Annotated in this window: 10 protein-coding genes; 1 reads left to right on the top strand and 9 read right to left on the bottom strand. The window is 49.6% G+C overall.

Annotated features, from left to right (window positions below; translation table 11 throughout):
* Nucleotides 1-72: 72 nt before the first annotated feature.
* Both AC27N8_RS21090 and rocF read right to left on the bottom strand, forming a co-directional pair.
* Nucleotides 73-1,008: a branched-chain amino acid transaminase gene (locus tag AC27N8_RS21090; RefSeq protein WP_487069378.1), complete on the bottom strand. Its 936-nt coding sequence runs from the start codon at nt 1,006-1,008 to the stop codon at nt 73-75.
* A gap of 208 nt (nt 1,009-1,216) precedes the next feature.
* Entirely contained in the window at nt 1,217-2,110 is an 894-nt protein-coding gene (gene rocF / locus AC27N8_RS21085; RefSeq protein WP_487069377.1) for an arginase, read from the bottom strand.
* 544 nt (nt 2,111-2,654) lie between these two features.
* On the opposite strand from rocF, the gene AC27N8_RS21080 reads away from it, so the two are divergent.
* Entirely contained in the window at nt 2,655-3,908 is a 1,254-nt protein-coding gene (locus tag AC27N8_RS21080) for a Glu/Leu/Phe/Val family dehydrogenase (protein ID WP_487069376.1), read from the top strand.
* A 137-nt stretch (nt 3,909-4,045) separates the two neighbouring features.
* On the opposite strand, the gene AC27N8_RS21075 is transcribed toward AC27N8_RS21080, so the two are convergent.
* The 7 genes from AC27N8_RS21075 to AC27N8_RS21045 form a co-directional block, all read right to left on the bottom strand.
* Nucleotides 4,046-4,906 (bottom strand): ABC transporter permease, encoded by an 861-nt coding sequence (locus AC27N8_RS21075; RefSeq protein WP_487069375.1) that lies wholly within the window; start codon nt 4,904-4,906, stop codon nt 4,046-4,048.
* A gap of 31 nt (nt 4,907-4,937) precedes the next feature.
* Complete coding sequence (locus AC27N8_RS21070) at nt 4,938-5,921, bottom strand: ABC transporter ATP-binding protein (protein WP_487069374.1); 984 nt, start codon at nt 5,919-5,921, stop codon at nt 4,938-4,940.
* Between the two features lie 69 nt (nt 5,922-5,990).
* The gene (locus tag AC27N8_RS21065) at nt 5,991-7,256 is read right to left on the bottom strand and encodes a hypothetical protein (protein ID WP_487069373.1); all 1,266 of its coding nucleotides are present in this window, start codon (nt 7,254-7,256) and stop codon (nt 5,991-5,993) included.
* Nucleotides 7,249-7,893 (bottom strand): RNA polymerase sigma factor, encoded by a 645-nt coding sequence (locus tag AC27N8_RS21060; protein ID WP_487069372.1) that lies wholly within the window; start codon nt 7,891-7,893, stop codon nt 7,249-7,251. The genes AC27N8_RS21065 and AC27N8_RS21060 overlap by 8 nt, the downstream gene beginning before the upstream one ends.
* Before the next feature lie 195 nt (nt 7,894-8,088).
* The gene (gene recJ / locus AC27N8_RS21055) at nt 8,089-9,954 is read right to left on the bottom strand and encodes a single-stranded-DNA-specific exonuclease RecJ (protein WP_487069371.1); all 1,866 of its coding nucleotides are present in this window, start codon (nt 9,952-9,954) and stop codon (nt 8,089-8,091) included.
* A 104-nt stretch (nt 9,955-10,058) separates the two neighbouring features.
* Complete coding sequence (gene hemW / locus AC27N8_RS21050) at nt 10,059-11,297, bottom strand: radical SAM family heme chaperone HemW (protein ID WP_487069370.1); 1,239 nt, start codon at nt 11,295-11,297, stop codon at nt 10,059-10,061.
* Nucleotides 11,298-11,492: 195 nt separating this feature from the next.
* Nucleotides 11,493-12,911 carry a peptidylprolyl isomerase gene (locus AC27N8_RS21045; protein WP_487069369.1) on the bottom strand — a complete coding sequence of 473 codons (1,419 nt, stop codon included), beginning with the start codon at nt 12,909-12,911 and terminating at the stop codon, nt 11,493-11,495.
* Between the last annotated feature and the right edge of the window lie 24 nt (nt 12,912-12,935).

The raw sequence follows: 12,935 nt of genomic DNA, 5'->3' as shown, positions 1-12,935 counted from the left end.
GTGTTCCAAACAGAAGAGCCAGCAGGCCGCCGATCGGTGGGCTGCTGGCTCTTTTCGTTGCTTTGACCGGCGTTAGCGCTGAGCTGTGACCTCTGAATAGACGGGAGTACACCAGTCGAGGTACTTCGGAATGTTTCCACGTACGATGTCAAAGTACAGATCTTGCAATTTCTGTCCAATCGGACCAGTCTCACCGGTACCGACGAGATTATGGTCTACTTCGACGACAGGAGCGATCTGTGCGCCGGTTCCGCAGAGGAAGATTTCGTCGGCGGTGTAGAGCTCGGTACGATCGATCTGGCGCTCGCGCACTGTCAGTCCCAGCTCCTCTTTGGCCAGCTGGATCACGGTGTCGCGTGTGATGCCCATCAGGATATTTTCGGAGGGTGCCGGCGTAATCAATTCGCCGTTTTGGAACAGAAAAATATTTTCTGCGCTGCCTTCCGAGACGTGTCCCTCATGGTTGAGCATAATGGCTTCGTCAAAGCCGTTCTGGAGCGCTTCGGTTTTTGCAAAGGCTGCGTTAGCATAACTGCCGGTGATCTTGGCTCGTGCCGGGATGGCGTTGTCGTCGATGCGACGCCAGGATGAGACACCACAGCGTAAGCCACCAATGGCGACGTAGTTTCCCATTGGCTCTGAGGTGAGCAGATAATGGTCGGTGAGATCGTTTAAGCGTACGCCGATGATTTCGTCGCTTTTGTAGCCCACTGGACGCAAGTAGACGTCCTCATGCTGATCGTTGCGCCTCACCAATTCGATACTGCTTTCGATCAGGCTCTCGACTGAATATGGCAGGTTGATGCGCATGATTTTGCCGGAACGTAACAAGCGCTCATAGTGTTCGCGTAAGCGGAACAGGTAAACTTGTCGTTTCTCCTCATTCCAGTAGCCGCGAATGCCTTCAAAGATGCCTGTTCCATAGGCGAATGCATGGGTACGTACCGAGATTACACCACGTTCAGCCGGGATGTATTCACCATTCATGTAGAGTATTTTTGCGTCCATTGTTGTTTGTGGATAAGCTGACTTTGAGACTGCTTACCGTCTCCTCCTTCTCCATTTGTGGGATGCTTCACGCACCAAGAAATGTGCCTGCGAATACGAATATATTTATCGATAATGCACGAAAGCTCGTGCCAGGGATATTTTTTATAACGAATAAACGCTTGTGCTAGAAACAAGATCTCTTTTTGTCAGCAGTGTAAGCTGATCTTTAGAGGATTTTCTTGCCGAGCGCTGAAAGTGTTAATTCGACGGCCAGCAATGCTGTGGCGTTCTGGCTATCCAGGATGGAGTTGACTTCGACGACATCCATTGAGACCAGCCGCTCGCATTCGGCGAGCATCTCCATGGCGAAATGTGCTTCACGATAGCTGAGTCCGCCGCGTACGGGAGTACCGACGCCAGGAGCCTCGCGAGGGTCTAATGAGTCCATGTCCAGGCTGAGATGGATCGGACTGTTGTAGGCGCCTGCGATGCTGATCGCCTGCTGCATTACCGATGCTATGCCGCGACGATCGATGTCGGACATGGTAAAGACGTGGATCTGCTGCTCGCGGAGTAACTTTTGTTCGCCTTCATCCAGATCACGAGCGCCGAGAATCACGATTTTATTTTTATCAACCTTGGGAGCCCAGCCGCCGATGTTGACTAATCTGGCATCGCCGAATCCTGCCAGGGCGGCTAGAATCATGCCGTGAATATTCCCTGAAGGTGTGGTATCCTCGCTATTGAAGTCCGCGTGGGCGTCGACCCAGATAACTCCAACGTTTTTGTGGACCTGCGCGACTCCACTGATCGAGCCGAGAGACATACTGTGATCACCACCTAGAATTAAGGGGAATTCATGCTCTTCAAGCCCCTGCGCTACGCTCTGTGATAGCTCCTCGGCCAACTTGGTGATTGGCTCGAGATATTTCAGGCGCGGATTACCCGTGGGCTGATTTTCGGGCAGAGGAATATCGATATTTCCTACATCATGGACGCTATGGCCTAGCTTGAGAAGTTGATCTTGGAGCCCGGCATAGCGAATGGCTCGTGGCCCAATATCGACTCCACGCCGGTCTGCACCCAGATCGATTGGAGCACCAATAACACGGATTCGCATAGAAACTGCACCTCTACTTAAGCAATGAGCGGATGACGATATTTTTTGTGAATGAAATATGATAAAACCCTCCCGCTCGCAAGCGATAGAGGTGTTCTTTTTCATTATATGCACTGCTATGGAATTTTGTCTATGACTTGCATGACTCTACTCATTTTTGCATGCTTGTTAGATCACTCTGACAGCAGTATTGCCACTCTGTCGGGACAAGTTTCTCATGATGATATTGCTGAGTTCGATCAAAATGTCATAGTTGATAATATTATAAATGTTCTTTTTGCACAGCATTTCATTATGTATCGCTAAAATATGACATGATGTTCTTCTACTGCCTTGCACATTTTTGAGTATTGATGATATACTGTAAGTTATATGTATGAGACATAAGCCCGCTTAAATAGGCGGGTTTTTACCGTTGATATGTTATGTGGTTGTGTGAGAATATGGGGTGGAACTTATCATGTGGCGAGTGGGGAGCGAAGAAGCTTTTCATGCAGCGTAGCAGCTTGGCCTTCATGGTCAAGTCCGAGGAGGTTCCTTTATTATGGTTGCTGATCTTGTAAGTCCCTATGCCGTGGCTGTCGCACAATTTGATGAGGCGGCTGATCGCCTGGGATTGTCTCAGGCGATGCGTAATATTTTACGTATGCCCAAACGTGAGTTGAGCGTGAATTTTCCCGTACGTATGGATAATGGGGATGTACAGGTATATACTGGCTATCGCGTCCAACATAATATCAACCGTGGTCCCGCCAAGGGCGGGATTCGTTTTAGTCCGCAGGTCTCCCTCGATGAGGTTCGCGCTCTGGCGATGTGGATGACCTGGAAATGTGCCGTAGTGAACATCCCCTTTGGAGGTGCCAAAGGTGGTGTCATCTGTGATCCTCATGACATGTCGCGTGGAGAGCTAGAACGCCTCAGCCGCCGCTATGCGACAGAAATCTCGATTCTGATAGGACCAGATAGCGACATTCCTGCACCTGATCTGAATACCAATCCGCAGATTATGGCCTGGATGATGGATACCTTTTCAATGCATCAGGGGTATTCGGTTCCGGCTGTCATCACAGGGAAGCCGCTGGCAATCGGTGGGAGTGAAGGGCGTCTGGAGGCGACCGCCCGTGGAGTCCAGGTGGTGACGAAAGCCGCTATGCGGCATCTAGGACTCTCTCTTGATGACGTTTCGATTGTCATCCAAGGGTTTGGCAATGTCGGTGGTACGACAGCTCGCTTTATGCATGAGATGGGGTGTCGGGTCGTTGGTCTGAGCGATGTGAGTGGTGGTGTCTATAATGCAAACGGTATCGACGTGCCGATGGCGATGCGTTTCTCCCGCGAGCATGGCAATCTACGCGGCCTGCCACGTGCCGAGCCTGTGACAAATGCAGAATTACTTGAGCTACCGTGCGTGATTCTTATTCCTGCGGCACTTGAAAATCAGATCACAGAAGAAAATGCGGATCGCATCCGCGCTCGTTTGATCGTTGAAGCTGCAAATGGTCCTATCACCAATGCAGCGGATCGCATTTTGAATGAGAAAGGTGTGCTGATCGTTCCCGATATTCTGGCCAATGCTGGTGGCGTGACGGTGAGCTACTTTGAATGGGTGCAAGATTTGCAGCATTTTTTCTGGGCTGAGACAGAGATAAATCAACGCCTGGAGTCGATTATGTTACACTCCTTTGCCGCTGTGCTGGAGGAGTCAATCACGCAAAATACCAATATGCGTATGGCTGCTTATCTCCTGGCAGTGAGTCGCGTGGCTGAAGCAACAGAATTGCGTGGCATTTATCCCTAAATTTTTATGAATGTATAATTGTAGCTAATATGACTATATTTTTAATTCCTTTACTACTGCGTGTATTAATCATGTAGTCATATTAGCCCTGGGTCAGCCATGAATAATCCTTCTCCGAAGGATGTGCCTATGAAGTATTACAGATCACGACGTTGAAAGCGTATGGCACCAATAATAGGGAGCACGAGGCAGTATATGATTGCCCACAGCAGGAGGCCAGGCGCGATCGGTTGTAGCGCGACAAAGAGGCTTGATGCGTTGGATATACTCTGAGTGGAGAGGAGTAAGGTGGCGGGAGGAAGTAAGTAAAATGTGGCTCCATGCCAGAGTGCATCGGTGGGAATGATCAGGTTAATGATGGTCGCAACGTTTTGTGATTGTGTGCCTGTGGCTGTGACAAGAATCTGGATAAAGCTGGCCAGAGGTGCTCCAATAAACAAGAATATCACAATCGCCCCATTGATCAGAGTTGGTACACAGGCGCTGCCAATTGTGGTGAGGGCCAGCAAGACAAGTGGACTGAGTTCAAGCATCCCCAGGGTCTGAAATGCTTGCTGAGGCCAGTAGCCAGTAATCCAATAGGTGACACCTAAAAAACTACAGAATAACATGGCTGTATAGATGCATACGATCAGCCCATTCCCCAACCACTTGCCGAAGATAATCTCCATACGGTGTAATGGCTTGGTAACGATCATCGTAATCGTGCCAGATTCAATCTCCCCGGATGTCATACCAATCGTCAAAATGATCGTGAGAACACCTGTAAGCAGATAGACCAGCCAGGTGATTAAACCACTGATCCCAATGTTAAATTCTAGCAATCGCAATTGCGTTGTAACGGATGTGGATGCATCGGCAGAAAGCGATGGATAGATCTCATTGAGCAAGAAGGCGAATGCAATGATGAGCAAAAGATTGAGACATATCATCACGAACAAAATCCAGCGATGAAACGCCTCTTGTATAGTAAAACGAACAATGGATAGCATTCCCATTATCAACTCCTCAGACAAAGTGACTTTTCATTTAACTCAGAGTATCAATCGTGGAGAAAAACAACTGTTCAAGCGAGCGATGACGTCGTGACATCGAGTAGAGTCGCGCTCCGCAATCGTGGATGGTCGCTGCGATCTCTGCTGCCTGTTCATCGTTATCAATCTCGGCGAGGAGGCCTCCAGGCTCGTTTTCATCCCGTTGTAAGGTGACGGCGATGCATTCCAGTTGTCGCCATAATTCGTCACTGATCGCATCCACACGTATTTCTAATATACGTTGATCGCCGAAGAGTTCGGCTGGTGTGCCTGTTTTTAGGATGCGGCCCTGATTGATAATGGCAATGCGATCACACATAGCTTCTACGTCGGCGAGTTGGTGAGAGTTAAAAAAGATGCTGGTCCCCTCGGACTTGAGATACAGGAGTAGTTCACGCATGTCGCGCTGGCCAATTGGATCGAGTCCCGAGACCAATTCATCGAGAATTAGCAGTTCTGGCTTATTGAGGAGAGCTTGAGCCAGGCCGATGCGCTGGAGCATGCCCTTGGAAAAGGTTTTTAGTTTTTGTTGCTCGCGTCCAGCGAGGCCAACCATCTCCAGTACCTCAATGGAACGTTTTTTGAGCGCGTTTCCTGACAGACCATAGAGGCGACCGTGTAGTTCCAGGAAATCTTTGGCCTTGAGCCAGCGATGAAAGGTGGGAAATTCAGGAAGATACCCAATCCGCCGCCGCACTTCGACGTTGCCAAGAGGTTGTTCAAGTACCCGTATCGTGCCCCTGGTCGGAGCGACTAAACCGGTGATGATTTTCACTGTGGTACTCTTACCCGCTCCATTGGGGCCAAGAAATCCGAATGCTTCACCACGATACATGCTAAAGCTGACATCGTCAATTGCCAGGCGTCGATGAAAGACCTTACGCAAGTTTTGTACCTCTACGATGGGTACAAGAGAACGCCCTTCTGGCGTTTTTTTTGATGGGGCCGTATGTATTTGTGATGTGGAAGGCGTTTGCACTGATCTCTCCTTTAATACAGCGTAGAACGCGAGACATATTATTTCAATATGCCTCGCGTCAAAAATTCGTTACTGGAGCGAGTTAGCCGCTGTCAGAAGTTGATTTGCATCGATACTGAGACCGCCAATGGCATAAATGATGCCATTAGCTTGCCAGAGTAACATATCAGCACCAACAGGAGATGCAATGTTTGCAATCTTCGTCTTTTGAGTGCTGGTCAATAGCAGCCCCGGCGCGTTGTGTACCGTGATCGAGCGGGCCTGCATGCCAGCTGGAACTGGAAAAGGAATAGTGCCATTATTGAGATCAAGCTGCTTGAGTTCCTGTACGAATGGAGCAGGTAATCCAGGCAGCGTGAGCATGAAATCGCGTAAATCTTGCAGCGAGGCCTTGCCTGTGGCTCGAATGTCTGGACTGGGTATCTCAGCCACGATGAGAGGATTTCCTGTTTTGATTCCATATTCGGCGACGACGCCAGGAGTGGTTGTGAGACTAAAGGTTGATCCATCAAGGTTAGATGGGATCTGCACATTGCTATGCCCATTTTTTGTGAGATAAGCGTGTACCTTTGCCGAGCTGAAAGTGAACGTGGTATGGCTTTTGCCAATGACGCTGAAGATCGGGTTGTTGCCGACATTCTGCGGCAATTGCTGCGGCAAGGTCATGTTGAAGTTGATGGCATGGGCGGCCTGAGCCTGAGTAAGATTGTTTTGCGTTTGAAAGCTCTGCGCTTGACTAGTCATACTTCCTAAATCATCAATGCCAGGTGCTGAGTAATTTGATGATCCAGTCAGATCCGTGTTTGAGATCTGGACAGGTTTAAATTGCTGAATGCGAAAGAGTGAGAGAAATTGACTGGCAAAGGCACTGTTGGTTTGTAGGAGAACCAGAGAGAGCAGAATGATCGCGGCCGCCACGGCAATCCAACGTTTGGGGGTATGGTACCACGGCTGCCTCTCAACGAACTTTGTGGGATACACTGGCGAGAGCGATTTTCTTCCTACGCTGGTCTGGTCGGTACTGGCGCGTTGTTCGGATGTTACATCTGTAGAGGTTTGATCTGAGTTATCGTTAGTCTGGAACAATGGACTTTCCATCTCATCTCTCCTTGTTGTTTGTCGGACGATGGTGCGAATAAGTTGTTGGGCTTGCGCTACGTCGTTAGCTTGTACTGGTGTAATATCTCCCGCATTCACTTCCATGATCATGCTTTCTAATGACCGATCCTGTTCGGCATCCTCTAGCAGAAGCGCAACAGTCTCGATGTCGCCGTCATCCATAGCGCGCATGTAACGTTGCAATGTCTGAACGCGTTTGAGCATATGGTTATTCATTGCTCTCTCCTTCTTGCTGCTTATACCATGCAACGCGTAAGCGGTTTAAGGCCCGATGAAGCCGTGCACGCGCCGCAATTGCTGTAATTCCCAATTGCTTTGCTAGTAGTGATCGATCAAAATCATGTAAAAATGCCAGGCGCAATATATGTTGATCATCGGTTGAAACAAGAGAAAGCATCATCAAGGCTTGCTCATTCGCTTCTATATCCTGTTCTGGTCGTGCTAGAGGACATGAAGTGAGCCGATCGAAGAGTTCTCCTTCGCTCAACGTTTCATTCTCTTGCGTAGAGAGGTGGGCGATAGACATTTCACGCCGTGCACGCTTGGCGAATTCGGTCTTCTTGCGTCTGATGATGTTGATGGCAATGCCTAACAGCCAGGCTCTTGGTTGGCTATTTGCATCGAAACGTTCAGCATGGCCCAGTGCTTCAACCACCATTTCTTGCAAAACATCAAGCGCGACAGCCTTTACCTCCTCACCTTTTGCTAGTCCCATGCGTTGCACGTAAGAGCGTAAGGTACCGAGAAGCGGCTCTGTATTTTGCATCAGAAACGCAATCAACAGCTCTTTTTTGTCTGGGGAGGGAGCAGTAAGAACCTGATAGTTTCTATATCTGCCTTCGTCAATTTCCATAGACAAATCCCTTTATCTTTATTTTTCTCTTTATCAAATTAGCATAATCAAATTAGCATGTCTTCTTACTACATCTTCAAACATGAGGGGATGTTTGTGACATGACTCGTTTGTGCTTTGAATAATTTGATAGCAAAAAATCTGTTATCGGGATTAAATTTTTATAGAAGATTAGCTTAAAGCGATGTGTCCAGGCTAATCGGAAACATGAGATGGCTCAACGTCCAGAATTTTTAGCCAGATTTCTGGTTTGGCATCATCCTCAGTCGAGCTGATACGAAAGATGATATCTACTTCTTTGACGTTTTTGTAGCGTGACAATAATGAGGCTCCTCGTGTAAATGTGCTGTTTGGTAACAACTGCATGTCGTGTCTTTGGAGGAGATCATCTGCGGTTTTCCTGGCCGAGAGCTTAGGAAGACCAAGGCGGAAGAGAAGATTCTGACGATTTTGTCCGCTGGTGCGAGCTTCAAGCAGTTTTAAGCCCTTCATTTTAAATACAGGCTCGGGATTTCCTGCACCGAACGGTGCGAGCTGGCGCAGTTCTTTGTAGGTTGTGTAGGAAAAGATGTCGAATTTTCTGACAGTCAGGTCGACCATTTTGGGCAGCAAGGCTGGCGTGCTCTCGCTGTTGTCCATTTCAGTGACGATACCAGTAATATCTGGTAAGTTGGTGCCTTCGATCTGGGTGGATGTCGCTTGTCCGCCATTTTCGTGCCAGCGTAGCAGATGTTCACGCAGTTGTTCGATGCGCTCGCTGCGGATAGTCAGGCCAGCAGCCTGAGCATGTCCTCCATAGCGCTCCAGATTGGGACCAAAGTTGCGCAGAGCTTCAATCAGGTTGAAGCCTTTTTGGCTCCGTCCCGATCCTCGACTGGTGCCTTTATCCGGCTCATTGCTTAAGACAAGGACGGGCTTATTGAGTTCTTCAACCAGTTTGCCAGCCACCAGGCCGATGATGCCTTCATGCCAATTATCTCCGGCGACCATCACTACGGCGTCGTTGGGATGGTTTTTGGCCTCCTCCCGTACGCTGTGCATCAAGGTCTCGGTCTCTTGCTGGCGCTGGATGTTGAGTTGCTTCAATTCTTCGGCGATCTGACTGGCTTCCCCGACATCATCGGTTACGAGTAGAGCAAATGCGATGCTGGCCTCTTTCATGCGTCCGGCCGCGTTGATCGAGGGTGAGATGCCAAAGGCGATGTCGCGCTCATGAATCCTGCCCGGACGCAGATTAGCGTTGCGGATCAGTGCTTTTAAGCCTGGCTTGTTCGTATGTCTTAAATACTCCAGACCTAAGCGCACATACGTATGATTTTCTCCCAGTAGAGGAGCGACATCTGCAATGGTTCCAATTGCTACGAGATCGAGCAGCTCTTTTTCATCGTCTTCAGTGCGATTATAAGCCCGATAGAGGGCTTGTGCCAGCTTGAAAGCTATTCCTACTCCACACAGATAACGCTCGCCGTAGGTGCAGTCTGGTCGCCAGGGATTGACCATGGCGTATGCTCTGGGAAGTTGCTCCGGTGGATGATGATGATCGGTAATAATGACGTCGATGCCCAATGAGTTGGCATAGTCAACCTGATCGACATCAGAACTAGCACAGTCGGTTGTAATGATCAACTGCGTTCCGCGTTGCTTTAGCTTATCAATAGCAGCGTTATTGAGCCCACAACCATCCTTCAGACGATGGGGAATGTGGTAGTCGAGTGGTGTGGTCGGGGCTTTGAGGAGGCGGAGGACGCGATAGAGAAGCGCTGAGGATGTGACTCCATCAGCATCGTAGTCTCCATAGACGGTGATGTGTTCCTGGTTCGTGAGCGCTCGCTGGATACGCTCGACTGCACGTGGCATATCGATGAGGGTCAGGGGATCAAGTGTCTCGTTGTAGTGTGTATTGATGAAGCTCTTCATCTCTTCCACGGACTTGAGGCCGCGATTGTAAAGTAGTTGTGCCTGAATGGCTTTGATGCCTGCTTTTTGTGCACTACTGAAAAAGCTCGGCTCAAGTTCGGGATAGATTTCCCAGGTATCCGTTAGTTGAGATGATGATTCCAAATGCCTATTCCTCTTTACACTTTTAATAAGCAACTTTTGATCGTATGTGATATATCCGCTGCTGGCCAGATTGAAAGCAACAGGCAGCGGATATATTGATTGCCTTACTCTGGTAATAGACGCATAAACACTTCATTTCCCAATAGGCGTCCACGTGTGCTTAAGCGTAGCCAGCCGTCCTTATATTCGAGCAGGCCAGCCTCATTGACGCGATCCAGGCGATCTCCTGCAAACTGCGCGAATGGTTGGCCAAAACGTGTCTCAAAGGTGGCTAGATGGAGTCCCATGGCGGTGCGTAGCCCCAGAAATGCGGTCTCCGACATCGCCTGTGCATGCTCGACGATCTCGCTTTCGACTTCCGGGCGTTGTAGCTTTTTGAGTGTTTTAATGTAGGTCGCTGGCTCGCGCTCGTTGGAAAAACGACGATCTGCAAAGCTGGAGGCTGCACCTGTCCCCATGCCTATGTATGGCAGGTTTTGCCAGTAGGTAAGGTTGTGTCGGCTATGATGATCGGGTAGCGACCAGTTGGAAATTTCGTAATTAATATAGCCCGCTTGACGCAGTAAATCATCTGCATATTCGTACATATCGGCGCACAGGTCTTCGTCACCGGGTGTGATATGTCCTGTGTCGGCCCATTCTTTGAATGGAGTGCCTTCCTCGATGATCAGGGAGTAGAGCGACAGATGCTCAGGATGCAGGTCCAGCGCTCTTTTGAGTGTCTCCTGCCAGTGTTGCATGGTTTGATCTGGGAGTCCAAACATAAAATCTAGATTGATAGATGAGAAGCCAGCTTGTCGGGCAGATTGAAATGCCTGCACGATCTCTTCAGGGCTGTGGATGCGTCCGAGCGTTTTGAGGAGCTGCGCGTCGAAGCTTTGTGCTCCCATGCTGAGACGATTGATCCCGGTTTTGCGAACGCCTATCAGTTGTTCCTGGTTGAGTGTGCCCGGATTGGCTTCCATGGTGATCTCGGCGTCAGCGTCGATCGCGAAGGACTCAAAGCAGGCTGCAATGATGCGCTGGATCTGCTCGACCTGGAGGAGACTCGGCGTGCCTCCTCCCAGGAAGACGGTGCGTGAACGGCGCTTCCTTCCATCTGCGTGTTGAGCCATCTGACCGGCGAGTCCTATCTCGGTTATGAGCGCCTTGACGTATGGTTCGCGTAGTGGAAGCAGGCCGGCGAAGGTGTTGAAGTCGCAGTAGTAGCAACGGGTATGACAAAATGGAACGTGGAGATAGAGAGAAGCCGTGTCTAGAAGCTCTTGGATAGGTTCCGGGTTTTGTAAGAGCGATTGAGGTATGAGCGTTGGCTGTTGAGCCTGAGTATCGATGGACATCATGGATTAACTTTTATCCCTTATTATATCTGGCCCGCCGGCGTGATATGGACGAATCCATATCACTGGCAGGCATATCCTGGGCGCTACGTTGACTATCAGCTCTGCAAGCCGGTTGGCCTTGATCTCTGACAGCTAAGGGATGCTTTTCCCTCATGCTTCCTACAAATGTGTCACGCATTAGAGCTATCTCGACGTTTAGCCTGTTGCGACTGCAGTTGCGGTCGAAGGCGCAGATGCTGGCAGCCAGGATGGCATGTTGGTCGTATTCAACAGGATGGTTGAATCCGGATCACTTACCTTGGCTCCATGTGCTTTCTGCTCGGCTACCCAGTACTTCAGAGCGTTCTGTTTGAGGGCGCTTAAGGTAGTGGCATCTATCACGCGTGCAGGATCGATTTGCTCAATCTGGACGATGTGAAAGGTGCCATTTTCCGATAAAACTGGACTGAGTTCATTGACTGTACGCGCCGGATTCATGATCCAGTCATCGATCGTTGAGCCGATGTTGGAGCCGTAATTCAGCATGTACTGACCGCTGGCCAGCCATCCAAGGTCGCCGCCTTTTTCCTTGGTGTTGCTATCAACCGATTGCGCTTTGGCGATGGTCGCGAAGCTTGCTCCTGCCTTGATCTGTTTTAGATACTTTTGTGCATCGGCGGTTGTAGCAAGAGTCATCGAGCGAGCTTCAACCTGACGGGCAGGCGTTTTGATCAGCGAGGCTTCATATGTCTGCATGTGATCGCGGCGAACAATGACGGTCATAGCTGCTTGTACATCACCATCGTTCACGTTCGAGGTCTGCATAAATGAGCTATATGTTGTGCCCGATGGCAGGTTCGCTTTGAAACTATTGAGCGCGTTGTTGAGCGCACTACTGCTGGGGTTGATCTGATTCTGAACTGCCGCGCTCTGATTTTTTAGCCAGTTGCGGATGAGAACGTCTTCCTGAAGCCATTCTACGCTGTCATTGGCGACCTGGGATTGCGTAAAGAGCTGTTCTTGCAGTGACTCTTGATTGCTGAGCGAGGTGTATTGATTCGTGTAGTTGGTGACGTCTTTATTATCCTGCGTCTGCTTGGCGGTCGCAGCAGTCAGCTGTTTTTCCAGATCAGCACGCTTGCTAGAATTAGCAGGGAGAGCATTAATCTGTGTATTCAACTTGGTGATCGCAGTTTTATCATCGGTCACAGCTTTTTGTGCGTTGGTCTGTTTGGTCTTCATCGCGGCCTGTTGCGCACGTAATCCGTTTTTTCCCTTGAACTTGTTGGCTGAGATTTGACCTTCGAGCGCAACCATTTTGCGATAGGAGTCCTGGGAAATAGTTTGTCCGTTGACGTTAGCGACAGACAGGTTGGGGATGACAACATTGAAGTTTGTCCAGAACGCTGCAAATACGATAACGCAGACGAGTATAATAAAGCCAATGAATGACCAGACTGCCAGGCGCTGAAGTTGTGTCTTCTGTGCCCGTGAAAGATGGCCTCCCCAGCCAAAAATAAGAGGTTGGCCGTCGCGGCGGGCCTGGACATGGGCTGTTTGTTTATTATATCCCTTGGCTTGGGCAGAACGCGTTGGTCGTTTATTGTCAGGCCGACGCGCTGTTTGATTGTTCATCAAAACCTCCGACGTGGATATCCC

The organism is Dictyobacter sp. Z7_2, assembly GCF_057551105.1.
The sequence above is the reverse complement of the archived record's forward strand: the minus strand, read 5'-3'. Positions and strand labels throughout refer to the sequence as shown.

What these genes read in the sequence shown, in the direction of transcription:
- rocF (WP_487069377.1), bottom strand. Translation starts at nt 2,110, where the DNA reads ATGCGAATCCGTGTTATTGGTGCTCCAATCGATCTGGGTGCAGACCGG.
- AC27N8_RS21075 (WP_487069375.1), bottom strand. Translation starts at nt 4,906, where the DNA reads ATGGGAATGCTATCCATTGTTCGTTTTACTATACAAGAGGCGTTTCAT.
- AC27N8_RS21045 (WP_487069369.1), bottom strand. Translation starts at nt 12,911, where the DNA reads ATGAACAATCAAACAGCGCGTCGGCCTGACAATAAACGACCAACGCGT.
- AC27N8_RS21090 (WP_487069378.1), bottom strand. Translation starts at nt 1,008, where the DNA reads ATGGACGCAAAAATACTCTACATGAATGGTGAATACATCCCGGCTGAA.
- hemW (WP_487069370.1), bottom strand. Translation starts at nt 11,297, where the DNA reads ATGATGTCCATCGATACTCAGGCTCAACAGCCAACGCTCATACCTCAA.
- AC27N8_RS21080 (WP_487069376.1), top strand. Translation starts at nt 2,655, where the DNA reads ATGGTTGCTGATCTTGTAAGTCCCTATGCCGTGGCTGTCGCACAATTT.
- AC27N8_RS21060 (WP_487069372.1), bottom strand. Translation starts at nt 7,893, where the DNA reads ATGGAAATTGACGAAGGCAGATATAGAAACTATCAGGTTCTTACTGCT.
- AC27N8_RS21065 (WP_487069373.1), bottom strand. Translation starts at nt 7,256, where the DNA reads ATGAATAACCATATGCTCAAACGCGTTCAGACATTGCAACGTTACATG.